20 protein-coding genes are annotated in these 23,746 nt (G+C 60.6%); 10 read left to right on the forward strand and 10 right to left on the reverse strand.

Features of this window, described 5'->3' with window-relative positions; all coding sequences use genetic code 11:
* Positions 1 to 61: 61 nt before the first annotated feature.
* A complete protein-coding gene (locus tag ATY78_RS12690; RefSeq protein ID WP_088682664.1) occupies positions 62 to 982 on the forward strand; it encodes a helix-turn-helix domain-containing protein in 921 nt (306 codons plus the stop codon).
* Between the two features lie 20 nt (positions 983 to 1,002).
* On the opposite strand, the gene ATY78_RS12695 is transcribed toward ATY78_RS12690, so the two are convergent.
* From ATY78_RS12695 to ATY78_RS12705, 3 genes are read right to left on the reverse strand one after another with little or no spacing between them, the layout of a single operon-like run.
* On the reverse strand, positions 1,003 to 1,398 hold the full coding sequence (locus ATY78_RS12695) for a VOC family protein (protein ID WP_088682665.1): 396 nt from the start codon (positions 1,396 to 1,398) through the stop codon (positions 1,003 to 1,005).
* A 17-nt stretch (positions 1,399 to 1,415) separates the two neighbouring features.
* Positions 1,416 to 2,510, reverse strand: coding sequence for a Gfo/Idh/MocA family oxidoreductase (locus tag ATY78_RS12700; protein ID WP_088682666.1), 1,095 nt, complete (start codon positions 2,508 to 2,510; stop codon positions 1,416 to 1,418).
* Positions 2,511 to 2,520: 10 nt separating this feature from the next.
* Complete coding sequence (locus ATY78_RS12705) at positions 2,521 to 3,531, reverse strand: Gfo/Idh/MocA family oxidoreductase (RefSeq protein ID WP_088682667.1); 1,011 nt, start codon at positions 3,529 to 3,531, stop codon at positions 2,521 to 2,523.
* Between the two features lie 358 nt (positions 3,532 to 3,889).
* Between ATY78_RS12705 and ATY78_RS12710 the strand changes: the two genes are divergently transcribed.
* Positions 3,890 to 5,050, forward strand: coding sequence for a fumarylacetoacetate hydrolase family protein (locus ATY78_RS12710; RefSeq protein WP_088682668.1), 1,161 nt, complete (start codon positions 3,890 to 3,892; stop codon positions 5,048 to 5,050).
* Here ATY78_RS12710 and scpA read toward each other — a convergent pair whose 3' ends face one another.
* The 6 genes from scpA to ATY78_RS12740 all read right to left on the reverse strand — a co-directional run bounded on the left by scpA (position 5,051) and on the right by ATY78_RS12740 (position 12,111).
* The gene (gene scpA, locus ATY78_RS12715) at positions 5,051 to 7,189 is read right to left on the reverse strand and encodes a methylmalonyl-CoA mutase (protein WP_088682728.1); all 2,139 of its coding nucleotides are present in this window, start codon (positions 7,187 to 7,189) and stop codon (positions 5,051 to 5,053) included.
* A gap of 119 nt (positions 7,190 to 7,308) precedes the next feature.
* Entirely contained in the window at positions 7,309 to 7,962 is a 654-nt protein-coding gene (locus ATY78_RS12720; protein ID WP_088682669.1) for a methionine ABC transporter permease, read from the reverse strand.
* A complete protein-coding gene (locus tag ATY78_RS12725) occupies positions 7,943 to 9,031 on the reverse strand; it encodes a methionine ABC transporter ATP-binding protein (protein ID WP_088682670.1) in 1,089 nt (362 codons plus the stop codon). Before ATY78_RS12725 ends, ATY78_RS12720 begins: the two co-directional genes overlap by 20 nt.
* An 89-nt stretch (positions 9,032 to 9,120) precedes the next feature.
* Positions 9,121 to 9,960: a MetQ/NlpA family lipoprotein gene (locus ATY78_RS12730; protein ID WP_088682671.1), complete on the reverse strand. Its 840-nt coding sequence runs from the start codon at positions 9,958 to 9,960 to the stop codon at positions 9,121 to 9,123.
* 245 nt (positions 9,961 to 10,205) lie between these two features.
* Positions 10,206 to 10,766 carry an FMN reductase gene (gene msuE / locus ATY78_RS12735; RefSeq protein ID WP_088682672.1) on the reverse strand — a complete coding sequence of 187 codons (561 nt, stop codon included), beginning with the start codon at positions 10,764 to 10,766 and terminating at the stop codon, positions 10,206 to 10,208.
* Between the two features lie 142 nt (positions 10,767 to 10,908).
* Positions 10,909 to 12,111: an MFS transporter gene (locus tag ATY78_RS12740; RefSeq protein WP_088682673.1), complete on the reverse strand. Its 1,203-nt coding sequence runs from the start codon at positions 12,109 to 12,111 to the stop codon at positions 10,909 to 10,911.
* Between the two features lie 349 nt (positions 12,112 to 12,460).
* Here ATY78_RS12740 and ATY78_RS12745 point away from each other — a divergent pair, with 349 nt between their 5' ends.
* The 6 genes from ATY78_RS12745 (at position 12,461) to ATY78_RS12775 (ending at position 20,153) form a co-directional block, all read left to right on the forward strand.
* Positions 12,461 to 12,913 (forward strand): helix-turn-helix transcriptional regulator, encoded by a 453-nt coding sequence (locus ATY78_RS12745; protein ID WP_088682674.1) that lies wholly within the window; start codon positions 12,461 to 12,463, stop codon positions 12,911 to 12,913.
* A gap of 439 nt (positions 12,914 to 13,352) precedes the next feature.
* Positions 13,353 to 14,567, forward strand: a complete 1,215-nt coding sequence (gene repA / locus ATY78_RS12750; RefSeq protein WP_088682675.1) for a plasmid partitioning protein RepA — start codon at positions 13,353 to 13,355, stop codon at positions 14,565 to 14,567.
* A gap of 42 nt (positions 14,568 to 14,609) precedes the next feature.
* Positions 14,610 to 15,662, forward strand: a complete 1,053-nt coding sequence (gene repB / locus ATY78_RS12755) for a plasmid partitioning protein RepB (RefSeq protein ID WP_088682676.1) — start codon at positions 14,610 to 14,612, stop codon at positions 15,660 to 15,662.
* Positions 15,663 to 15,811: 149 nt separating this feature from the next.
* Entirely contained in the window at positions 15,812 to 17,104 is a 1,293-nt protein-coding gene (gene repC, locus ATY78_RS12760; RefSeq protein WP_088682677.1) for a plasmid replication protein RepC, read from the forward strand.
* Between the two features lie 364 nt (positions 17,105 to 17,468).
* Positions 17,469 to 18,035 (forward strand): sugar transferase, encoded by a 567-nt coding sequence (locus ATY78_RS12770; RefSeq protein ID WP_088682679.1) that lies wholly within the window; start codon positions 17,469 to 17,471, stop codon positions 18,033 to 18,035.
* 123 nt (positions 18,036 to 18,158) lie between these two features.
* The gene (locus ATY78_RS12775; RefSeq protein ID WP_088682680.1) at positions 18,159 to 20,153 is read left to right on the forward strand and encodes a nucleoside-diphosphate sugar epimerase/dehydratase; all 1,995 of its coding nucleotides are present in this window, start codon (positions 18,159 to 18,161) and stop codon (positions 20,151 to 20,153) included.
* 30 nt (positions 20,154 to 20,183) lie between these two features.
* Here the strand turns inward: ATY78_RS12775 and ATY78_RS12780 are convergent, their stop codons facing one another.
* Complete coding sequence (locus ATY78_RS12780) at positions 20,184 to 21,458, reverse strand: O-antigen ligase family protein (protein WP_088682681.1); 1,275 nt, start codon at positions 21,456 to 21,458, stop codon at positions 20,184 to 20,186.
* A 308-nt stretch (positions 21,459 to 21,766) separates the two neighbouring features.
* Here ATY78_RS12780 and ATY78_RS12785 point away from each other — a divergent pair, with 308 nt between their 5' ends.
* Together ATY78_RS12785 and uxuA are read left to right on the forward strand one after the other, a co-directional pair.
* Positions 21,767 to 22,486, forward strand: a complete 720-nt coding sequence (locus ATY78_RS12785) for a GntR family transcriptional regulator (protein WP_088682682.1) — start codon at positions 21,767 to 21,769, stop codon at positions 22,484 to 22,486.
* A 44-nt stretch (positions 22,487 to 22,530) separates the two neighbouring features.
* Positions 22,531 to 23,718, forward strand: a complete 1,188-nt coding sequence (uxuA, locus tag ATY78_RS12790; protein WP_088682683.1) for a mannonate dehydratase — start codon at positions 22,531 to 22,533, stop codon at positions 23,716 to 23,718.
* Positions 23,719 to 23,746: the final 28 nt, after the last annotated feature.

Raw genomic sequence — 23,746 nt, forward strand, 5'->3', positions numbered from 1 at the left:
GATCTTTCACGAACGCGGTTAGACTATCCGTAAGGGAGCGGCTGTCTCCTAAAAAGGGAACATGGATTTGGCGGAAAGTAAGGTCGGCACGAGTGCAATCTATCAGCCCGGCGCAAGCAGCATCGAGGGTTCGCCGACGGCGCTGCAGATGTTTCATGCCCATCCGCTCGTCATGGCCATGCCGCACTGGCATGCGCAGGTCGAGGTCAACTACGTCATGCGTGGCACTGTCCATTATCGGATGAGCGGCCACGAATTCCGGCTGAACGCCGGCGAAATGTGCCTTTTCTGGGGTGGGCAGCCGCATCAGATGGATGAATCCTCGGATGATTCGCTCTATGCCGGCGCCCATCTGCCGCTCATTTATTTCTTCCGGCTGCGTCTGCCGATCAGCGTTTCCAGCCGGCTGATGAAGGGCGAGACGCTGCTGACGTCGTCAACCGATGCCGCCGACGACGAGAACTTCGCCCGCTGGTCTCGCTATTCCAAGTCTGGCGATGCCGCCAAGGCCCAGCACGCGGTCGACGAGCTGCTGCTGCGCATCGAGCGCATCGCGCTCGAACCCTATTCGATGACGACGTCGAAGACGGCCGTCAGCCTGGAAGGCGATCAGCCACATCCGAATTCCTCGCGCAGTGTCGCGCGCATGTGTGATTTCATCGCCGCCAATTTCCTGCAGGACATCGATTCGGTCGATATCGCCCGCGCCGCCGACCTGCATCCGAAATATGCGATGAACCTCTTCAAGCGATCGACCGGCATGACGCTCAGCAAATATGTGACGCTGCTCAGGTTGTCGCGCGCCCAGGCGATGCTGATGAGCGAAGGCGCCAATGTGCTGCAGGTGGCGATGGACAGCGGCTTCGGCTCGATCAGCGCCTTCAACAAATCCTTCCGCCACATCGCCGGCATGTCGCCATCGGACTTCCGCCGCGACATAAGGCTGGTGACGACGATCCCCGCCGACGCCTTCCGGAACTAGCCCAGGCGCAACAGGTTGGCTTACCGTTTCTCTGCGAGCTCGATCTGGATGCCATCGGGATCGCGCAGGAAGGCGACCTTGTGCAGCACCTCGGCGTTAACCGCCAGGCGCGGCCGCTCCTTGATCTCTACGCCGGCCTTTTCAAGCCGGGCGAAGGTCTCATCGACGTCTTCGAACAGGAAGGTCAGATGGCGCAGGCCGGCCGTGCCCTCCGGCACATCGACCGCCCTCGCCGCGCCATCCGCCGGCGCGAAGATTTCCAGCATGCCGCCGCCGGCGTCGAGAAAGGCGACATCGGAACCATCGGCCATCCGCTTGCGCAGATGCAGCCGCAGCCCGAGCAGGCCGCAATAGAAATCGACGGCGCGGTCCATGTCGCTCACCGTCATGCCGACATGCTCGAAGGATTTCAGCATGGAGTGCCCTCCCCTGCTCAGGCGCGGGCCGTGTGCCGTTCCTCTTCCGGAAGCCAGGAGTGATAGAGCGGATGGTCGGCGGCGATCGGCATCGGCGTCGGCCGGCCGGTGCGCTGGGAGAAATAAGCGGCCGTCACCAACTCCAGCGAATTGCGGGCATCCTGCAGCGTCACCGGCGGCTCCGCATCTTCGACGATCGCCTTGTGGAAGAGTTCGAACTGGCGGGTATAACCGTCTTCGCCGGGCACATAGGCGGCAAGCGCTACGTCGATTTTCGCCTGATGCTCCTCCGTTCCCGCGGTGAAGACCCAGGGATCGCGGCCCATCGTATAGGGTTCGAGGATGCTTTCGGCGACGAGATCGCTGAAGCAGAAGCGCAGCCGCGAAATCTCCTTGCGCGAGCCGAGCGTCATCGACAGCGTCGCCAGTGAGCCGTTCTGCATCTTCACCGAAAGCGCCGCCGTATCCTCCACCTGGATCGGATTGACCAGTGTGGCGCCATAGGAAAACACCTCGGCGCAGGGGCCATGCACATAGTTCAGCATGTCATGGGCATGGATCGCATGGCCGAGAAGGCCGCCGCCGAGTTCGGTCGCCCATTTGCCGCGCCACGGCACGGCGTAGTAATCCGGGCCGCGCCACCAGTGAGTCTCGATCGTCGTCAGGAAGGGCTTGCCGGCGAGGCCCTGCTCGATCAGCAGCTTCAGCTTCTGCAGCCCGGAGCCGTAACGGTACTGGAAGATCGGCATCAGCTTCCTGCCGGGGAAGCGGGCGAGGATGCGGCCCATCTCGTCGACTTCGGCGATCGAGCCGAAGAGCGGCTTTTCGCAGATCACATGTTTGCCGGATTCGATGCCCTTGCGGCAAAGTTCGAAATGCGAGCTTGGCGGCGTCGAAATGTCGATGATGTCGAGATCGTCGCGGGCAAACAGCGAGTCCGTGTCCTGCGTATATTCGGCGATGCCGTATTCCTCGCACAACGCCCGGCCGCGCTCCTCGTCGAGCGAGCAGAGCACGGGAACGTCGAAGAGGTCCTTGTTCCAGCCGAAGCCGGCCAGATGCCGCGCGGCAATCCCTGCGCCGATGACGCCGACGCGCAATTTTCTCGTCATGATATCCTCCTCAGCGAGCGCCGATGCGCGCGGCTTTCGTCTGGGCTTCGAGCGAAAGGCGGCAGACTTCGAAAACGTGATCCTGCGTCATCGCCGTCTGTGTACGATTGCCGACATCGGCGGTGAAAGCATCGAAATAATCGAGTTTTTCACCGCTGCAATCGATATGGGTCATCTCCTTGCCGTTGACGAGGAAGAGGTGATCCTTGCCCGGCCGGCCAGCGATATCGATATATTTGCGCAGCTCGATATAACCCTCGGTGCCGAGGATGGTGAGGCGTCCGTCACCCCAGGTCGGCAGCGCCTCCGGCGTGAACCAGTCGACTCTGATATAACCCGCCGCCTTGTCCGAGCGCAGCAGCACCTCGCCGAAATCCTGGAAGGCGGGCTTGTCGGGCATGCCGAAATTGCCGATTGAGCTGGCAATGACCTCGCCTGAGGTCGAGCCGGTATAGAACAGGAACTGATCGACCTGATGCGAGGCGATGTCGACGATGATGCCGCCGAAGGCTTCGGGATCGAAGAACCAATCCGGGCGGGTCGGCAGCTGCAGCCGGTGCGGACCGACGCCGAGTGTCTGGATCACCTTGCCGATCGCGCCTTCCTTGACCAGCTTGCCGGCTTTGACGGCGGAGCGCACGCAATGGCGCTCGGAAAAGCAGATGGAGAAGATCTTGCCGGTTTCGGCAACGGTGCGCTTGACCTCTTCGAGCTGGGCAAAGGTCGTCACGCCAGGCTTGTCGGTCATCACGTCCTTGCCCGCTTTCATCGCGCGGATGGCAAGGCCGGCGCGGTCACGCGGGATTGCGGAAATGCAGATGACGTCGATCGACGGATCGGCAAACAATTTCTCCCGATCGATCTGCGGGGCATCGGGATAGGTCTTCTCGAAGGCTTCCCGCAATGCCGGCACAGAGGTCTGCGGGCAATAGCCGACAAATTCGCCGCCCGAGGCAAGCAATCCCTTCACGTGATCGAACGTATGCCCATGGTCGATTCCGACGACGGCAAATCTCAACATCGCTGCAATATCCTCCCGGGATTTTCGTGCAGCCGGCCGATGCCGGCATCCTCCATGTCGGTCAAAACAGATAACGAAAGCGGGCTCCTGTCAAGGCGAGATCGGTGGTGAAATCGTGGAGGTGGAATATTAAACATATGAAAAATAACGATTATTTTGTATCTAAATAGTTATTTTGCAGCTTTCGCGATTGGAAAGGCGCCCGTTCGATCCAATCGGGCGAAAGTCTTTTTCCCCTGCGTATCTTGCTCCATTTCGATGAATGTGATCGATTTCGGCCGCCGCCGGGCTGGAGGGCGGCAACAATCTCGAAATTCTTTATAGAGCGCTCCCCGCTTGCCTGTAACGGAGGATCACCATGTCTCATCCCCTTCTCGATGCTGCCGCTTCGGGCGGACTTTTCGTCGGCCGCGTCTGGATTCCGGAAATCGCCGGCCCCGGCATCGTGACCCTTCGCGACGGGATGCTCATCGACATCACGTCGCGCGAGGCGCCGACGCTGAGCGCCTTGCTCGAGAGAGAGGATGCTGCGGGCTTCGTCCGAGCCGCAAATGGCAAGGCTATCGGCTCGCTGGAGGAGATTGCCGCCAACAGCGCCGGAGCGCCGGACGCTGGACGGCCCCACCTCCTTGCGCCCGTCGACCTGCAGGCGGTCAAGGCTTGCGGCGTCACCTTCGCCCAGTCGATGATCGAGCGCGTCATCGAGGAGAAGGCGGCCGGCAATCCTGACCGCGCCGCCTCGATCCGCGAGCGCGTCAGCGCGCTGATCGGCGGCAGCCTCACCAACCTCAAGGCCGGTTCGCCTGAAGCCGCCAAGGTCAAGCAGGCGCTGATCGACGAGGGCATGTGGTCGCAATATCTCGAAGTCGGCATCGGTCCCGATGCCGAGGTTTTCACCAAGGCGCCGGTGCTCTCCTCCGTCGGCTGGGGGGCCGACGTCGGCCTGCATCCGATTTCGACCTGGAACAATCCGGAGCCGGAAATCGTGCTTGCGGTCAACAGCCGCGGCGAGATCAAAGGCGTAACGCTCGGCAACGACGTCAACCTGCGCGACGTCGAAGGCCGCTCGGCGCTCCTGCTCGGCAAGGCGAAGGACAACAACGCCTCCTGCTCGATCGGACCCTTCATCCGCCTGTTCGATGCCGGGTATGGCCTGGATGACGTGCGCAAGGCCGAACTCGACCTGAAGGTGTCAGGAGAGGACGGCTTCGTGCTGCACGGCAAGAGTTCGATGTCTCAGATCAGCCGTGACCCCACCGATCTCGTCAAACAGACGCTCGGACCCCATCATCAATATCCGGATGGTTTCATGCTGTTTCTCGGCACGCTGTTTGCGCCGACGCAGGATCGCGACGCGCCGAAACAGGGCTTCACCCATAAGATCGGCGATGTCGTCGAGATTTCCTCGGCGGGACTCGGCACGCTCGTCAACACGGTGCGCCTCTCCACCGAATGCCCGCCCTGGACCTTCGGTATTTCGGCACTGATGAGCAACCTCGCCAAACGCGGGCTGCTCTAACTATTGGTTTCGCCGCTTGCCCTGCAGCAGGTCGAGCACGGAGTTTGCCGCCTCGAGGACATTCGTCCCCGGACCGAACACGGCGGCAACGCCGTGTTCATGCAGGAATTCGTAGTCCTGCCGGGGGATGACGCCGCCGCAGACGACGATGACATCGCCGCCGCCCTGCTCCTTCAGCCTGCCGATGAGCTGCGGCAGCAGCGTCTTGTGGCCGGCCGCGAGCGATGAAACGCCGACGACATTGACCCTTTCGCCAAGCGCCATCTCGGCCGCTTCATCCGGTGTCTGGAACAGTGGTCCGGCAAGCACATCGAAGCCGATATCGCCGAAAGCCGAGGCGATCACCTTGGCGCCGCGATCGTGCCCGTCCTGGCCGAGCTTGGCGACCATGATCTTCGGCCTGTGCCCCATTGCTTCCGCCACTTCCGCCATGCGTGTCTTCAGCACGGCAAGCTCAGGCTCGCTTCGATAGGCATCGCCATAGACGTCCTTGATGACCTCAGGCGTTGCCGCATGATCGCCGAAAGCCTGCCGCATCGCATCCGATATCTCGCCGACGGTGGCGCGCGCGCGCGCCGCCTCGACGGCAGCGGCAAGCAGATTGCCCTGTCCGCTGCGGGCAGCTTCGGAAAGGGCGGCGAGCGCTTCGGCGGTCTTCGCGCCATCGCGGCGGCGCTTCGTTTCCTCGATCCGCCTGATCTGGGCGTTGCGCACGGCCGCATTGTCGATCGCCAGGATGTCGATCTCTTCCTCGGTTTCCAGGCGGTACTTGTTGACGCCGACGATGACCTCCTCGCCCTTGTCGACCGCCGCCTGGCGCCGGGTCGCCGCCTCTTCGATCAGCCGCTTCGGCAGTCCCTCGTTGACGGCCTTCGTCATGCCGCCGAGCGCCTCGACCTCCTCGATCAGCGTCCAGGCCTTGTCGGCGAGCTCCTTCGTCAGGCTTTCGACATAGTAGGAGCCGGCCAGCGGATCGACCACTTTGGTCACGCCGGTTTCATGCTGGAGAATCAATTGCGTGTTGCGGGCGATGCGGGCGGAAAATTCCGTCGGCAGCGCAATCGCCTCATCGAAGGAGTTGGTGTGCAGCGACTGCGTGCCGCCGAGCACGGCCGACATGGCCTCGAAGGCGGTGCGGATGATGTTGTTGTAAGGGTCCTGCTCCTGCAATGAGACACCCGATGTCTGGCAATGGGTGCGCAGCATCAGCGAGGACGCCTTCTTCGGCTGGAACTCCTCCATGATGCGGGTCCACAGCAGCCGGGCGGCACGCAGCTTCGCCGCCTCCATGAAGAAGTTCATGCCGATCGCGAAAAAGAAGGAAAGCCTTCCGGCGAAGTCGTCGACGTTGAGACCCTTGGCGATGGCCGCCCGGACATATTCGCGGCCATCGGCCAGGGTGAAGGCGAGCTCCTGCACGAGCGTCGCGCCCGCCTCCTGCATGTGATAGCCGGAGATCGAGATCGAGTTGAATTTCGGCATCTCCCTTGCCGTATATTCGATGATGTCTGCAACGATCCGCATCGAGGGTTCGGGCGGATAGATATAGGTGTTGCGGACCATGAACTCCTTGAGAATGTCGTTCTGGATCGTCCCGGAAAGCTCGGATCTCGAAACACCCTGTTCCTCGCCGGCCACGATGAAGGAGGCGAGTATCGGGATGACGGCGCCGTTCATGGTCATGGAGACGGAAATCTTTTCCAGGGGAATGCCGTCGAACAGGATCTTCATGTCCTCGACGCTGTCGATCGCCACACCGGCCTTGCCGACATCGCCTTCGACGCGGGGGTGGTCGCTGTCATAGCCGCGGTGGGTGGCGAGGTCGAAGGCGACCGAGACGCCCTGCTGACCGGCGGCAAGCGCCTTGCGGTAGAAGGCATTCGACGCTTCCGCCGTGGAGAAGCCGGCATATTGGCGGATTGTCCAGGGGCGCCCGGCATACATCGTGGCGCGCGGCCCGCGAGTGAAGGGCGCAAAACCGGGCAGCGAGCCGAGATGGCCGGCGCCGTCGAGATCCTCGGCCGTATAGAGCGGCTTGACGGCAATACCTTCCGGCGTGTGCCAGGTCAGTGTCTCGGGCGAGGCACGCAACTCCTTCTGCGCAAGCTCCGCCCAATCCGACAGCGTCTTCTTCGTCATGCTTTCCTCCGGCTGCTTCATCGCCACCTTATCACTTCACAGGCGGCTGATGCGATACAGCCCTAGGACAATTCACGTAGCAAGCCATTCACTGCCTGCCGTACGCTTCCGGCTTTGACCTATTTGTGGTCCAACCTAGCGACCAAGCGGTCGCCGAGCCACTGAATGCCGCAGACGAGGACGATGAGGACGGCCACGACCGCGATCATCACATTGGTTTCGAAGCGCTGATAGCCATAGCGGATGGCGAGATCGCCGAGCCCGCCGGCGCCGATCGCGCCCGCCATGGCCGAAGCGCCGATCAGCGTCACCAGCGTGACGGTGAAACCGGCGACGATGCCCGGCAGCGCTTCCGGCACGAGCACTTCGCGGATGATCGTCCAGCGGTTGCCGCCCATGGCGCGCACGGCGTCGATCAGCCCGCGGTCGACCTCGCGCAGCGATACTTCGGCGATACGGGCATAGTAGGGCGTCGCGGCAATGGCGAGCGGCACGATGGCCGCCCACGTGCCGAGCGCCGTGCCGACGATCAGCCGCGTCAGCGGGATCAGCGCCACCAGCAGGATGATGAAGGGCACCGAGCGGAAGCCGTTGATGACGGCGCCGAGCATGCGGTTGATCCAGAGGTTTTCGGCAATGCCGCCGCGCGCCGTTATCACGAGGGCCAGACCAAGCGGCAGGCCGGCGACGAGCGAGATCACCCCCGAGGCGACGGTCATCAGGACTGTCTCCCAAAGGGAGCGAAGAAGCAGTTCAAACATGATCGGTGTCATAACCAAGCACCTCTACCCGGGCGGACCGGGACGTCAGGAATTGTTCGACCTTTCCGGCGAGCGCGGGATCGCGCGTGGGAACGGCGATGAAGAACCGCGCCACCGGCTGGCTCTGAATATGATCGATGCCGCCATGGACGAGGCGGAAGGAATGTGGCAGCGCCGCCGAGAGTTCGGCAAAGAGAGCCCCTTGCGCTTCAGGTCCGGCAAGATCGACACTGAGGAGGGCCTCGCTTCCTCCGGTTGCCGAAAGCCGGCTGGCAATGTGCCCGGGAAGCTGCGGGCGGATGCCGCCGAGCAGGCTCCTGGTGATCGCTTGCTGTGGATTGGCGAAGACCGACCAGACCTGCCCTTCCTCGACGATCCGCCCGGCATCGATGACGGCGACGCGATCGGCAATGCCGCGCACCACTTCCATTTCGTGCGTGATCAGCAGGATCGTCAGTCCAAGCTTACGGTTGATGTCTTTGAGCAGTGCCAAGATCGACCGGGTCGTCTCGGGGTCGAGTGCCGATGTCGCCTCGTCGGACAACAGCAGCGCCGGGCGTGCCGCAAGCGCGCGGGCGATCCCGACACGTTGTTTCTGGCCGCCGGAGAGCGATGCGGGATAGGCCTTCGCCTTGTCGGCAAGGCTGACGAGATCGAGCAACTCATGCGCCCGCTTCAGGCGCTCGGCCTTGGCAACGCCCTCGATCTTGAGCGGCAGCGCGACGTTTTCTTCGACTGTTTTGGCGGACAGCAGGTTGAAATGCTGGAAGATCATGCCGATACGGCGGCGCAGCGGCTGCAGTTCTTGTTCCTGAAGCCGGGTGATATCGCGGCCTTCGATGCGGATCTCGCCGCTGTCGGCCCGCTCCAGACCGTTCAGGCAGCGGATCAAGGTCGACTTGCCGGCGCCGCTGCGGCCGATGATGCCGAGAATCTCGCCCCTCTTCACCTGCAGGGAAATACCGTCGAGCGCGGGTGTCGTTCCGAATCGACGCTTCACGTCGACGAGCCGCACCACCTCTTCGGCCATGACCGCCTGTGGATCTGTCTCGACCGCCGTGGTGGAAACAAACGAATTCATGTGCTTTTCCTTACAAACACCGAAGGCGGCCCGGGCTGGGAATGCCCGGGCCGCCTTTCGGCAGGCCTTAACCCCGGCCTATTCTCGGATCAATAGGCGCTGAGACCCGTTCCCTTGTAGACCTTGTCGAACTCGGCCTTGACGGTCTCGTTCTGGTAGGACGACACCAGCGTCTTGACCCAGTCCGCACCCTTGTTCTCGTCCTTGACGGCGATGAAGTTGCGGTACGGATTGTCGGCGATCGGTTCCTGGGCAACGCGTTCGGCAGGCGAAAGACCGCTCTTCAGCGCCCAGTCGGTGTTGACGACGCCGGCGTCCAGATCGTCGATCGAGCGGCCGACGATGCCGGCGTCAAGTTCCTTGATCTCGATCTTCTTCGGATTGTCCGTCACGTCGGCGACGGTCGCGAGAATGCCTGTGCCGTCCTTCAGCTTGATGAGGCCTTCATTCTGGAGCACACGCAGCGCCCGGCCTTCATTCGAGGGATCGTTCGGAACACCGATGACGGCGCCTTCCGGGATCTCGGCGACGGACTTGTACTTCTTGGTGTAGAGGCCGATCGGCCAGACCCCGGTATAACCGACCGGAACGATATGATAGCCGTGCTGCTTGATCTGGTTATCGAGATAGGGCTGGTGCTGGAAAGCGTTGGCATCGATTTCGCCGCGCTCCAGGGCTTCGTTCGGCTGCGTATAATCGTTGAAGATGACGGTCTCGATTTTGAGGCCCTTCTTGGCCGCCTCGCTCGTGACCACGCGCCATACATCCTCATCTTCGCCGGCCATGATGCCGACCTTGATCGACTTGTCGTCGGCAAAGGAAGGGGCGGGTGCTGCAAGGGTAAAAAGTGCGGCAGCGGAAACGGCGACGGCTGCGAGAGCCGCGCGGCGCGAAAGGTGGAAGCCGTGAAGATTTTTGTTCTTGATCATCGTATATCCCGTCTGACTGAATGAGGCCGAACGCCCCGAGCAGGCTGATCATGGCAAATGCGCGGATCGCGAGCGAAGCACGAAAGACTGATGAAGAGGAAAGGTCGGAAAAACTCTTGCCCTGCCATCGATATCGGCAGGATAAATTTCCATCAAATTTATGGATTAATTGCGGCTCGTAAGCATATTCTAAAAAATGAAAACGGCGCCTCTGGGGCGCCGCTTCAACCTTATCCCAGCAACCTTTACTCGGCAGCGATGAGTGCTTGATTGCGGGCAGGAAAGAAGGCCGAAAGCTCGCCGATGACTTCTCCGATGCGCTTGGAAAGCGGCTCGGATGAGACGCGGTAATCGGTAAAGTCGCGGTCGGAGGCATAGACGGCTGTCGGCAGCGTGTGAGACATGAAGAAACCGAAGAGCGGGCGCAGCTGATGCTCGACCATCAGCGCATGCCGGTCGCCGCCGCCGGTCGCGGTGATGACGATCGGCTTGGCGCGCAGCTCATGCGGATCGATCAGATCGATCAGATGCTTGAAGAGGCCGGGATAGCTGCCCTTGTAGGTCGGCGCTCCGATGACGACCACGTCGGCATTGACGAGATCGTCGATGACGGCCCTGGCGCGGCTATCGAGATCGTCACGGCGCTGTGCCTGGCCAAGCGAGGGGCCGACATCGGTCAGGTCGTAGACGGTATTCTCGAAGCCGTATTTTTCAGCGGCGAGGCCGGCGACGTTTTCGACAAGTGCGAAAGTCTTCGAGGGGCGGTTGAAGCTACCCGCGAGGCCGACCAGTTTCAGAGCAGACATGCCATTTCCTTCCAATATCGTACCGGGACCGACGTCATTGTTGGTACGAATATTATCTATAAAAATAGTGGATTAAAGGAATGGCGATCCCTCTTCTCCGCGGGAGAGGAAAAATACGTTCGTCCTTGCCGATAATCTCGTCTCAGGCCGGTGTCTTCCTGGGGATGTGCGGCAGAAAGATCGTGAGGAGACCGAGCAGCGGCAGGTAAGAGCAGATACGGTAGACGAATTCGATGCCGTGGGTGTCGGCGAAATCGCCGAGCAAAGCGGCACCGAGCCCCCCTGCCCCGAATGCGAAGCCGAAGAAGACGCCGGCAATCAGCCCGACGCGCCCAGGCACCAGTTCCTGGGCGAAGACGACGATCGCCGAGAAGGCCGAGGCGAAGACCAAGCCGATCACGATGCTGAGCACGCCCGTCCAGAAAAGGTTCGCATAGGGCAGGAGCAGGGCGAAGGGAATGACGCCGAGGATCGAGAACCAGATGACGAAACGGGCGCCGAAGCGATCGCCGATCGGCCCGCCGAGGAAAGTGCCGACGGCGACCGAGCCGAGGAAGAGAAAAAGCATCAGCTGCGCCTGCTGCACGCTGAGTTCGAACTTGTCGATGACATAGAAGGTGAAGTAGCTCGACACGCTCGCCATGTAAACGTTCTTCGTTGCCGTCAGCAGCACGAGGATCAGCAGCGCCCAGACGACCCTGTTCTGCGGCAGCGGCAAGGCGCGGCTCACCGCCGGCTTGCTGGCATTCTGGCGCCTATGGCTCATGTACCAGTTTCCGACCCAGCTCAGCACGACCATGCCGACCATGGCGATGGCGGAAAACCAGGAGACGCTGTGCTGGCCGAGCGGCAGCACGATGAAGGCGGCAAGCAGCGGACCGATCGCCTGGCCGGCATTGCCGCCGACCTGGAAAAACGACTGCGCGAAACCGTGACGGCCGCCGGAGGCAAGACGGGCGACGCGCGAGGATTCCGGATGAAAGACCGCAGAGCCGAAGCCGATCAGGCTTGCGGCGACCAGCAGCAGCGCGAAGTTGCCGGCATTGCCGAGAAGAATGAGCCCGCAGAACGTGCTCGCCATGCCGACCGGCAGTGAATAGGGCATTGGCCAGCGATCGGTGACGATGCCGACCAGCGGCTGCAGCAGCGAGGCCGTGACCTGGAATGTCATGGTGAGGAGGCCGATCTGAACGAAATCGAGATCGTAGTTCGCCTTGAACAACGGATAGAGCGAGGCGAGCAGTGATTGCATGATGTCGTTCAGCATGTGGCAGAAGCTGACCGCCATCAGAATAGACATGGTTGTCTTTTCAAAACGAGGCGCGCTCTCGGCAACGGTTGCCATGAATATTCCTCCTGCACAGGCATGTTCGGCGCCGTGCTGCGTCGGTTTTTTATGGATTTCGGGCGATCGGAGCTGGGAGACACTCGAGCGGCGGTCGCTTAAGTGGATTTAACGCAAGCCGAGCGGCAATCACAGCCCAGTTTTATCAGGATCGGTACGGATTTTGTTCGATTTATTCTTCCACCGATCGAATGAGCCTGACTTCTCGTCTCGGATGGGGGCTTTCATATCACACTCGGTTACGATCATCGCATATCGAAGACGCTATGTGAAAACAGCCATGGAAAACCGGCGCGGGGGATACTACAGCTGCGCCGATTGAGAATGCGATCGAGGCTGAAAACACGCGATGAATGTCAAGACACCGAATGCAATAGACAGTTATGTCGGAGCGCGTATCAGAATGCGCCGGCAATTGCTCGGAATGAGCCAGGAGCGGCTTGCCGATCAGATCGGCGTGACCTTTCAGCAGGTTCAAAAATACGAGAAGGGCATCAACCGCATCGGCGCAAGCCGTCTGCAGCGGATCGCAGAAGTGCTTCACACCTCCCCGAGCTTCTTCTTCGAACAGGAGGATTCCGAGCCATTGACGCTGCAGGGGCTGGACTTGCCGGCGAATGGAGATCCGGTCACGGAGTTCCTGCGGACGAAAGAGGGCTTGGTACTCAATCGCGCCTTTCTGAAGATCGCCGACCAGAATATTCGCGAGACGATCATCGCGCTGGTGAACGCAATGGCGCAGGCGGAAAACAACGGTGTCAGCTTTGGAGTTTCCTCGGCGGATATCGCCCATCCGCTCTGAAAACAGCCGAGAAGGCGCCGGCATGCATCGTGCCGGCTGCATTGCGGCGATGCCGGATGCCCCTCCCCTTGCATGGCACTTGCCTATGCGCTGGATAGATCCAGCGGTCCTTGCCTATCACAAAACCGGCGCAGACAATTGAACGGCCGCCGGCCGTTCCAGATGCGTCTCCATCAAATGGCTTCACCAGACGCCGTTCATACTCGATATTTCGATTCTGGCGGTTTGTGATCGATGATCCTGCCGGCATGCGGCTCTGACGATTGCGATCTCGCCTGCCGGGCCGCGGCACGCGCGGTATGTTCAAGCTTTTGAAAAAGATTGGACAACCCGCCGATAGGGTCTTGTTAACCCTATTTGCCTTGCGACTCGGTCAGAATCGGCGCTAAATGCGGTTTCATAGTGCGCAGGGCTTTAAAATCGCATTTTCGAGATTTCCATGAATATGGCACCGCAGATAGAAAAAGCAATTTCCGATGTCGACCAGCTGATCATTGGTCAGGCGCAGGAACTGTCCGACAAGCTGAAGCAGCATCGGCTTGAAATGTTTCCGCCGCGCGCGCTGAAGGACCTGCGGGAATTTCAGCTGGCCGAAGTCGCGCGCTTCCTTGGCGTCACCAGCGGCTATCTTCGCAATTTATCGCTGGAAGGCAAGGGCGCCCTGCCCCAGGTCACGCCCTCGGGCCGCCGATCCTATACGGCGGAGCAGATGGAAGAGATGCGTGCTTTCCTGGAGCACCATGCCCGTGCGGGTACACATTATATGCGCCATCGCCGCGGCAACGAACATCTGCAGGTCGTGGCCGTCGTCAACTTCAAGGGCGGCAGCGGCAAGACGACGACTGCCGCGCATCTTGCCCAGCACCTTGCCCTGACAGGTCACCGCGTCCTCGCCGTCGATCTCGACCCTCAGGCCTCTCTCTCCGCCATCCATGGCTTCCAGCCTGAATTCGACGTCAACGAGAATGAGACGCTCTACGCCGCCATTCGCTACGACGACCAGCGGCGCCCGCTCAGAGAGATCATCCGGCCGACGAATTTCCCGAACCTGCATCTCGTGCCGGGCAATCTCGAACTGATGGAATTCGAGCATGATACGCCGCGCGTGCTTGCTCAGGGCAAGGCGGGCGATTATGGACGCGTCTTCTTCGCGCGGCTGGATGAGGCGCTGTCCTCGGTCGCAGACGATTACGATATCGTCATCATCGACTGCCCTCCCCAGCTCGGCTTTCTCACGATGAGCGCCATCTGCGGCGCGACGGCGGTTCTGATCACTGTCCATCCGCAGATGCTCGACGTCATGTCGATGTGCCAGTTCCTGCAGATGCTCGGCGAAGTGCTGAACACGCTGAAGGGCGCCGGCGGCAACATGAACCTCGACTGGCTGCGTTATCTCGTGACCCGCTACGATCCGCAGGACGGACCGCAGACGCAGATGGTCGCCTTCATGCGGTCGATGTTCAAGAACCATGTGCTGACCAATCCGATGTTGCGCAGCGTCGCCATTTCCGACGCCGCGATGACCAACCAGACGCTCTACGAGGTCGAGCGGAGCCAGTTTACCCGCGCGACTTATGACCGGGCGATGGAGGCGATGGATGCCGTCAACGGCGAGATCACCGATCTCATCCACAAGGCCTGGGGGCGGAAATGACTGGCAAGTTTACTGCGGTAAACTGGGACAAGGAGCGGGCCAATGGCGCGTAAGAATCTCCTCTCGGGCCTGATGGACGATTCCAAGAAGTTTACTGCGGTAAACAATGAGGACGAGCCACTTCATAAGGACGAGAAACAGCAGATCACCTATAAGGGGATCGGTGCTCTCGGTGCCGTCACGCGCAGTATCGACGCGCTGGCTGCCAAGGCTGATGCAGCCAAGGCGATCGAGGAGAAGCTGGCGACGGGTGAGACGGTGATCGATCTCGATCCCGCTTTGATCGAAGATTCCTTCGTGACCGACCGGCTGGCCCATACCGACGAACAGTTCCGTGAACTGGTCGAGGCGATCCGGCTGCGCGGCCAGGATTCGCCGATCCTCGTTCGTCCGCATCCCGAAAAGGACGGCCGGTATCAGATCGCTTTCGGCCATCGGCGTGCTAGAGCCGCCAAGGAACTCGGCCGACCCGTTCGCGCCGTCGTCAAGAAACTCGACGATCGCGACCATGTCATTGCCCAGGGGCAGGAGAATTCGGCCCGCGCCGATCTTTCCTTCATCGAAAGAACGATGTTCGCCGACAAGCTCGATACGCTGGGCTTTGATCGGGAAACGATCATGTCCGCGCTCAGCGCCGACAAGACGACGGTGTCCAAGATGCTGTCGGTCACAAAGCGGATTCCGGCCGAGGTGCTGACCGCCATCGGCGCGGCCAAGACCACAGGGCGGGACCGTTGGCACGATCTGTCGGTGAAATTCGAAACAGAAAACATCGGCGCCCGGACGATCGAATTCACCAAGTCGGCGGAATTCGAGGCTGCGGAGCCGGACGCCCGCTTCGATATGCTGGTTGCATTCATCAGCAGGAAGCAGCAAGCGGCTTCGCCCGCACCGGCGCCTCAGCCCTTAGCTCGCGCCTGGCAGCGCCAGGACGGTGCGGTCAAGGCGAAAATTAAGGATGACGGAAAACAGTTCACCATCGCGCTGAAGGCGGAGAAGGCATCGGCCTTCGGAGCCTATATCGCCAGCAATCTGGACCGTCTCTACGAGGCGTTCGAGAGGACACAGGATTTGACGAAGAACGGAGATCAATAAGCAAAAGAAAAGGCCCCCGAACGTTGCCGTCGCGGAAGCCCTCTCTGATCTAGACACCCAGAGAATCACATTTCCGCGAATCATAGTCAAGAGTCTTTGGCACCGAATTTGGTGAGCTGTGATCTTTTGCCTTGAAGAAGGCGAAGAAAATGGAAAGCGGAAGTGTGACGACGCCCTTTGGGCGGCGGCCGATGACGCTTGGCATGTTGGCAAGCCAAGCGTCTGCTCGAAAGATAGAGCCCGGCCAATCAATCGAGAAGTGGAAACTCTATCGTGCTCTGTGCGAGGCGAAGCCCTTGCTCGGTATCACCGACCGGGCGCTTGCCGTCCTGAACGCCTTGTTGAGCTTCTATCCCAAGGGAGAGCTCTCTGAGGAAAACGGGCTTGTCGTGTTCCCGTCCAATGCACAGCTCTCTCTGCGCGCGCATGGCATGGCGGAGCAGACGATCCGGCGCCATCTGGCGATCTTGATCGAGGCGGGATTGCTCATCCGCAAGGATAGCCCGAACGGCAAGCGTTACGCCCGCAAGGAGCAGGGCGGAGAGATCCGCGAAGCATTCGGTTTTTCGTTGGCGCCGCTGCTTGTGCGCGCCGAGGAGATTGAACGGCTGGCGGCGGAGGTGGTTGCCGAGCGACTGCATCTCCAGCGGCTTCGGGAACGTCTCACACTTTGCCGCCGCGACGTCGCCAAGCTCATCGAGATGGCTTTGGAGGAGGGGGCTGCCGGCGACTGGAGCGGTATCCATCTGCTTTTTCGCGCCATCGTCGAGCGCTTGCCGCGCTCACCTTCCGCCGAGCAGGTCGCCGCCGCACTTGATGAATTGGAGCTGCTGCGCGAAGAAATCGTCAATCAATTGGAAATGCAGGTTAAAACTCAAATTCAAAGCGGCAATGCCCAACATTATGAGCGGCACATACAGAATTCAAACCCACAACCCATTACTGAACTTGAACCAAGCTTCGAAACGAAGCAGGGCGCAACGGCGGATGATCAATCGGCAGGCCGGGCCGAACCGATAGCCCGGATACGGAAGGATGAGGGGAAGGACGGTTATGTGCCGGTCGTAAATCCCGCCTCCGCTGTCAGCGGCACGCTGAAATCCTTCCCACTGGGGCTGGTGCTGCAGGCTTGCCCTGAGATTGCAGCCTATGGCCCGCAAGGTTCGGTTGACACCTGGCGCGATCTGATGGCGGCGGCTGTGGTCGTCCGCTCGATGCTTGGCGTCAGCCCGTCGGCTTATGAGCAGGCCTGCGAGATCATGGGGCCTGAAAACGCCGCGACCGTTATGGCCTGCGTCCTTGAAAGGGCAGGGCACATCAACTCGGCGGGCGGTTATCTCCGCGACCTGACGCGCCGCGCGGAAAGGGGGGAATTCGCCATCGGACCGATGTTGATGGCTCTTGCTCGCAGCAATTCGCCTGTGAGAGGCAAGACCGGATGAGAATTCGCGTCGCGGCCTCGGGCGTGAACTGTTATGGTTAACGAAGTGTGACGGAAATGAAGGCAGAGATAACTTCTGATTGGCAGGTTACCGCTTCCGGATCAGCGGGTTAGCAGATTGTCAAAAGGCCGTATGGGGCGTGACGCCGAGCCTCAAACGCTTTTTGATCCTGTCGACAGGTGTCCCTTCCAAAAGTAGGACCATGTCTTTCGCGACCCTCGTTTGGACCGCCAGCCTAAACAAGGCCTCGGGAGAGCACAAGCGATCATCGGGCAAGCTCGGTGCTATCCCGCTGTTGACGCGAAAACGCTTTTTGACGATACGGCGGGAAGGCGGCTGGCTGGTCGATGAAAGAATGGAGAACATGAGTTTGAAACGGGCGGTGGATTTTTTCCTGGTGGTGATTGCTTCGCTGATCCTGCTCGTTCCGAGCCTTGTCGTCGCCCTTTGCGTTCGATTTACCTCGCCGGGACCCATCCTCTATTGGTCGAAGCGTGTCGGCCGCTTCAATCAGATCTTCCTGATGCCGAAATTTCGCAGCATGCGCATCGATACACCGACGGTTGCCACGCATCTGCTCGAAGATCCGGATCGGTTCCTGACGCCCATTGGTTCGTTTCTGCGCAAATCCAGCCTCGACGAACTGCCGCAACTCTGGTGCATTCTTGCGGGGAAAATGAGTTTCGTTGGACCGAGACCGGCGCTGTACAATCAATATGATCTGATCGAATTGCGAACGGCCCACGGCGTCGACAAGCTCCTGCCGGGATTGACGGGATGGGCGCAGATCAACGGGCGGGATGAGTTGCCGATTCCCGAGAAGGTGAAATTCGATGTCGAATATCTCGAGCGGCGCTCATTCGGCTTCGATATGCGCATCCTGTTTCTGACCGCGGAAAAGGTCATCCGCCGGAAGGGCGTCACGCATTGAGTTGACTACTTCCGATAGATAAGCGGTTCGAAAGACCGCGCTTTCCGATTATTTCAGTTGCGCTCGTTGCAGAAAATGACAAGAAGGTGGTTGTCTAATTGATCCGCGAGACGCTGGTAAGCAATGCCTGAAAATACCCCCACTGAGACGCCACGCTCGGGATGGTTCTTGGTGCCGATGCAGGCGCTCGTCTCCCCTCTGCTGGCGATGCCGCGTTCTGCCAAACGTGCTCTGGCGTTGCTGGTGGATTCCAGCTTTTGTGTTCTGACGATCTGGCTGGCCTATTGCTTCCGTCTCAATGAGTGGACTGTGTTGACCGGTGTGCAGTGGCTGCCGGTCCTCGTGTCGCTGTGCATGGCGCTTCCCATCTTCATCGTCATGGGCATGTATCGGGCGATCTTCCGTTATGCCAACATGGCTGCTTTCATTGCCGTTCTGAAGGCTATCGCAATTTACGGCGTCGCCTTCATGACGATATTTACCGCGCTCAGCGTCCCCGGTGTCCCGAGAACCGTCGGCATTCTCCAGCCCTTCCTGCTGTTGATTGCGATCGGCCTGTCGCGGTTGAGTATCCGGTATTGGCTGGGGGATACCTATCAGCGTATCCTCCACCAGAATACGCTCGCCAAGGTGCTGATCTATGGAGCAGGCAATGCCGGGCGGCAGCTCGCAGGCGCCTTGACGAACAGCGCCGAGCTCAATGTCGTCGGCTACCTGGATGATGACCCGCGTCTCAAGGGCGGCATCATGGGCGGCTTGCCGATCTACGACCCGTCGGATCTTCCGGTGCTTGCGGAAGCTCTTGGCGTGCACAATGTACTTCTTGCCCTTCCATCCGCCTCGCGGCAGCGACGGAATGAAATCCTCGAACATATCCGCAAAGCCAGGGTGAATGTTCGGACATTGCCGGATCTCACGGCGCTCGCTCAGGGGCGAATCGCCGTCTCCGACATCCGTGAGCTGGAGATCGAGGATCTGCTCGGGAGGGAAGCGGTTGCCCCGCGGCAGGCGCTGCTCGACAAGGCGATGCGCAACAAGGTGGTGATGGTCACCGGCGCCGGCGGCTCCATCGGCGGCGAGTTATGCCGGCAGATTCTGCGCAACGCGCCTTCGAGCCTCATCCTCATCGATCAGAACGAGTTTGCCCTTTACAACATTCATGCCGAATTGCTGAAGCTGGCCGAGCTGTACAAATATGCAAGCCTGCAGATCGTTCCGATTCTCTGTTCCGTCCGCGACCAGGATCGCATGGAACATATCATTCAGAACTGGCGGCCTCAGACGCTCTATCATGCCGCCGCTTATAAGCATGTGCCTCTTGTCGAACACAATGCCGTGGAAGGCATCAAGAACAATGTCATGGGTACGCTGATCACCGCACGCGCGGCTGACAAATGCGGCGTGTCGAATTTTGTGCTGATCAGCACCGACAAGGCCGTGCGTCCGACAAATGTGATGGGCGCCAGCAAGAGGCTCGCGGAGATGGTTCTGCAGGCGCTTGCGGCAGAGCCGGCCGCCGAAGGAACGCGGACGAATTTCTCCATGGTCCGCTTCGGAAACGTCCTCGGCTCTTCCGGATCCGTCGTGCCGCTTTTCCGCCAGCAGATCAAGGACGGCGGCCCGGTGACGCTGACGCATCCTGACATAACCCGCTACTTCATGACCATTTCGGAGGCCTCGCAGCTTGTCATACAGGCAGGCGCCATGGCCGAGGGCGGGGATGTTTTCCTGCTCGATATGGGAGAGCCCGTCCGCATTGCGGATCTTGCCCGCAAGATGGTGGAGCTTTCCGGCCTGACCGTGCGTCACGAGGATAATCCCGAAGGGGATATCGAGCTTTCCGTCACCGGCCTCAGGCCCGGCGAGAAGCTCTATGAAGAACTGCTGATCGGGGATAACCCCGAGACAACCGAACACCCTCGGATCATGAAGGCGCGCGAGGATTTTCTGTCCTGGCCTGAGCTCTCGAAGAGGCTCAGCTCACTCAATGCGTCATTGGATCGAAACGATATGATTGCGGCGCGCGCCGCCTTGGCGGAACTCGTCTCCGGCTATTCGTCGACGGGTGAGGTGTCGGACCTGGCTTTCACTGGGGCAGAAACCAACACGGCGGCCTGAGGTTCTGCCAGATCCTCAGGGTGGCGGAAATCAGTTTCGAACGACGGGCTCAAAGCGTGTGCTGCCGCGATCCGCACAAATGAGGGCGACCATATAGGCGAAGATCGGATCCAATGCCTTTTGGTTGAACATGATGCCAAAGCTGCCTGTTATGACGTAGCTGCTGAAGAGCAGGAGAGCGATCGCCAGCGCTAGATCCCGGCCTGGGCCAGGTTCCTTTTTCCACGCGCCGATCACGGGCGCCAGCAGCAGCAGCGAAAGCGCCGCGATGCCGACAACGCCGGCGTCGATTCCCGCGGTCAGAAACCCATTGTGGACATGCGAGAAGGGCAGCTGCGGCCTTATGCTCTCGGGCAGCTCCGCCAAAACCGAAGCCATCCGGTTTTGTGGGCCATAACCGGTCAACGGGTCCTTAGCGATTGCCGACAAGGCGCCTTCGTACAAAGCGAGCCGTGCGCTGAGCGACGTGACTTCGCCTTCGCTGCTTTCGAGCGAGGCCATATTTTCCTGCAGCGCCTGAATGCGGTGGAGGATTTGGCCGCTGCCGAGCGCGATAAGTCCGGCAAATAGCAAAGAGCCGGTAATGGCGAGGCTGCGCAAACTCAGATGGAAGCTGTGTTTGCGAAAATACCAGAGAAGGATGACGAGATGGACGGGGATGGCCAGCCAGGCCGAGCGCGTTCCGGAAAGCAGCACGCAGCCTAGACCGGCGGCATATCCGAGGATCGCAATTCTTTGCTCCACGCTTTTCGGCGATTGAACGTTAAGAAGGGCGATGCCACCGAAAAGAAGACCTATGATTCCGAGGAGTGCGGCATTTGACGTCCCAGCCTCCGCCCTGTCCAGCAGAAATATGATCTGCAGCAGACTGAAGAGAAAGGTAACGATCATGCCGATGCCCGCGCCGAGGATGAAGAGCGGCACGAGGCGGCCATCCGGAGATTGGCGCATACGCGGCAAAATCAACCAGATCGAGAAGAACGGCAGGAGCCTGAATATCCAGTCGGGCACTTCGGAGTAAGGCGGATTGATGAAGATGCTGGCGATCATCACCACCGGGTAGATCGTCATGCACATGGCGACCAGGCGGTCGGATTTCGACAGGTTCAAAGAAAAGCGAGCCGTCGCCAGACAGTAGATGCCCGACAGCATCGACGCCAGCAGAATGAAAGAGTTGAAATTCGGCGAGAGCCCCGGAAGAATTGCAAAGAAAAAGACCGCAATGCCGTTGGTTCGGTCAAGCGCGCTTCCCGCCCCATTCCCGGGATGAAGCACCGCAATCACGAGTTGCCTGAAATAATTCACTTTGCTGGTCCTGAGGTGTCGCTGATCCAGCCTCGCTAAGGACCGTTGCCACCGCTGTCAAGCCGTGAATGCGGGCTGAACCCGTGCTTTTTTCACTGTCGTATTCCGGCAACAGCACAGCTGAATGAGGTCGGTCTTAGCCAATGACGGGCTGCAACGCCATGGAACGGGGCAAGCTCACTCACGCAGAAAACACGCCTGAGGTGCGAGCATTCGTTCGAATTCCGGTTCCATCGACGCATGTCTTGGCAACGCGCTGTAACTGATATACTAGTATGCCAGAATGTGTCGACGTTCCTGGTATCCTCATGCGGCCGGCCTCAGACATTGAAGTTCCCATGATCCCGACGTCGCAGGACGGCGGCAGGCTGCGCCGCGTTACCGCGGCCGGCGCCATTTACGAGCGCCTGCACGCTGACATCGTGTCGCTCCGCATGCCGCCCGGCATGTTGCTGCAGGAAAAGCGGATCGCCGAGGATTTCGGCGTCAGCCGCACGCCGGTGCGCGAGGCGTTGCTCAGGCTTTCCGAAGGCGGACTGGTCGATATTTTTCCGCAGTCGGGCACTGTCGTATCACGCGTGCCGGTCTCGGCGATCCCCGAAGCGGTGGTCGTGCGCAAGGCGCTCGAAGGCACGACCGTCGAGATGGCGGCTCAAATCGCCACCCCTGCCGATATCGCCCGTCTCGACGTCATCATCGCCCGCCAGCGGGCATATGCTGCGGCCGGCGATGTCTTGAGCTTCCACGAGGAAGACGAGGCCTTCCACGAAGCGATCGCGCAGGTATCAGGCTATCCCGGCATTTGGACTATTCTGAAGACGGTCAAGGTGCAGATCGACAGGGCACGCCGGCTGACGCTGCCGGCGCTTGGGCGCGCAGGCAATGTGGTGCACGAACACACGATCATCCGCGATGCGCTCACCGCCCATGATGCCGCTGGCGCACGCGACGCGATGATCCATCACTTGAGCGCCGTCATCCCCGACGTCGACGAATTGCGCTCGCGCTATCCCGATTATTTCTGCTGACGGCAGGGCCAGACACGAAACGAAAAGGCGAGGAAGGAAGAAGGATGAGGCAAGGTTGGAGATGGTTCGGGCCGGAAGCGCCGGTGACGCTGGATGATGTCCGCCAGACGGGCGCGACCAACATCGTGTCGTCGCTGCATCAGGTCCCGATCGGCAGGGCCTGGACGGAGAAGGAAGTGCGCGAGCGCCAGTCTCTGATCGAGACGACGCCTGCCGGCCGTTCGCCGCTCGTCTGGTCGGTGGTGGAAAGCATCCCGATTCCGGACGCGGTCAAGCGCAAGGGCGGGGAGGCGAAGGCCGAAATCGAGGCGTGGATCGCCAGCCTCGAGGCGGTCGCCGCCTGCGGCATTCCGATCGTCTGCTATAATTTCATGCCTGTCGTCGACTGGACCCGCACCGAACTCGATTTCGTGACGCCGACAGGCGCCACCGCCATGCGCTTCGATCACGAGCGTTTCGCGGCTTTCGACCTCTTCGTTCTGGAACGGCCGGATGCGGCGCAGCAATACTCCAAGGAAGATCGCGAAAGGGCGCGTATCGTCTTCGACACGATGTCGGAGGAGGAGATCGCCGAGATCACCCGTATCATCACCTCGGCTCTGCCTGGTTCCACCACGGAGCCTCTGACCATTCCGGCCTTCCGGGAAAAGCTGGTCGCCTATGCCGGCATCGATGCCGTAAGGCTGCGCCGGCATCTGATCGAGTTCCTCGAAGCAGTGACGCCAGCCGCCGAAGCGCGCGGCGTCAAGCTGACGCTGCATCCCGACGATCCGCCGCGTTCGCTGTTCGGGCTGCCGCGCATTGCTTCGACCGCCGAGGACTATGCGGCCCTCTTCGACGCGGTGCCGTCGGCGGCGAACGGCATGTGTTACTGCACGGGCAGTCTCGGCGTGCGTGCCGATAATGACCTGCCGGCAATCGCCCGGCGCTTCGCCTCGCGCATCCACTTCGCTCATCTGCGCGCAACGACGCGCGAGGGCGACGGCCGAACCTTCCATGAAAGCGCCCATCTGGAAGGTGATGTCGACATGGTCGCGGTTCTCCACGAACTGGTTGCCGAAGACCGCCGCCGCAGCGCTGAAGACACGATCGTCTTCCGCTCGGACCATGGCCATCGCATGCTCGACGATCTCGACAAAACAGTCACGCCCGGTTACCCCGCCATCGGCCGCATGCGCGGCCTTGCCGAGCTTCGCGGTATCCTGCATGCACTGGACGCCCCGCCGAACTGAGGGCGCAGAGCGCAGCGCTTTCCGTCGG

It is taken from the genome of Rhizobium sp. R635, from assembly GCF_002211285.1.
Classification (GTDB): Bacteria; Pseudomonadota; Alphaproteobacteria; order Rhizobiales; family Rhizobiaceae; genus Rhizobium.

Excerpts from the sequence above, each read along its gene's own strand:
- ATY78_RS12690 (WP_088682664.1), top strand. The coding sequence starts at position 62 with ATGGATTTGGCGGAAAGTAAGGTCGGCACGAGTGCAATCTATCAGCCC.
- ATY78_RS12695 (WP_088682665.1), bottom strand. The coding sequence starts at position 1,398 with ATGCTGAAATCCTTCGAGCATGTCGGCATGACGGTGAGCGACATGGAC.
- ATY78_RS12700 (WP_088682666.1), bottom strand. The coding sequence starts at position 2,510 with ATGACGAGAAAATTGCGCGTCGGCGTCATCGGCGCAGGGATTGCCGCG.
- ATY78_RS12705 (WP_088682667.1), bottom strand. The coding sequence starts at position 3,531 with ATGTTGAGATTTGCCGTCGTCGGAATCGACCATGGGCATACGTTCGAT.
- ATY78_RS12710 (WP_088682668.1), top strand. The coding sequence starts at position 3,890 with ATGTCTCATCCCCTTCTCGATGCTGCCGCTTCGGGCGGACTTTTCGTC.
- scpA (WP_088682728.1), bottom strand. The coding sequence starts at position 7,189 with ATGACGAAGAAGACGCTGTCGGATTGGGCGGAGCTTGCGCAGAAGGAG.
- ATY78_RS12720 (WP_088682669.1), bottom strand. The coding sequence starts at position 7,962 with ATGACACCGATCATGTTTGAACTGCTTCTTCGCTCCCTTTGGGAGACA.
- ATY78_RS12725 (WP_088682670.1), bottom strand. The coding sequence starts at position 9,031 with ATGAATTCGTTTGTTTCCACCACGGCGGTCGAGACAGATCCACAGGCG.
- ATY78_RS12730 (WP_088682671.1), bottom strand. The coding sequence starts at position 9,960 with ATGATCAAGAACAAAAATCTTCACGGCTTCCACCTTTCGCGCCGCGCG.
- msuE (WP_088682672.1), bottom strand. The coding sequence starts at position 10,766 with ATGTCTGCTCTGAAACTGGTCGGCCTCGCGGGTAGCTTCAACCGCCCC.
- ATY78_RS12740 (WP_088682673.1), bottom strand. The coding sequence starts at position 12,111 with ATGGCAACCGTTGCCGAGAGCGCGCCTCGTTTTGAAAAGACAACCATG.
- ATY78_RS12745 (WP_088682674.1), top strand. The coding sequence starts at position 12,461 with ATGAATGTCAAGACACCGAATGCAATAGACAGTTATGTCGGAGCGCGT.
- repA (WP_088682675.1), top strand. The coding sequence starts at position 13,353 with ATGAATATGGCACCGCAGATAGAAAAAGCAATTTCCGATGTCGACCAG.
- repB (WP_088682676.1), top strand. The coding sequence starts at position 14,610 with ATGGCGCGTAAGAATCTCCTCTCGGGCCTGATGGACGATTCCAAGAAG.
- repC (WP_088682677.1), top strand. The coding sequence starts at position 15,812 with ATGGAAAGCGGAAGTGTGACGACGCCCTTTGGGCGGCGGCCGATGACG.
- ATY78_RS12770 (WP_088682679.1), top strand. The coding sequence starts at position 17,469 with ATGAGTTTGAAACGGGCGGTGGATTTTTTCCTGGTGGTGATTGCTTCG.
- ATY78_RS12775 (WP_088682680.1), top strand. The coding sequence starts at position 18,159 with ATGCCTGAAAATACCCCCACTGAGACGCCACGCTCGGGATGGTTCTTG.
- ATY78_RS12785 (WP_088682682.1), top strand. The coding sequence starts at position 21,767 with ATGCGGCCGGCCTCAGACATTGAAGTTCCCATGATCCCGACGTCGCAG.
- uxuA (WP_088682683.1), top strand. The coding sequence starts at position 22,531 with ATGAGGCAAGGTTGGAGATGGTTCGGGCCGGAAGCGCCGGTGACGCTG.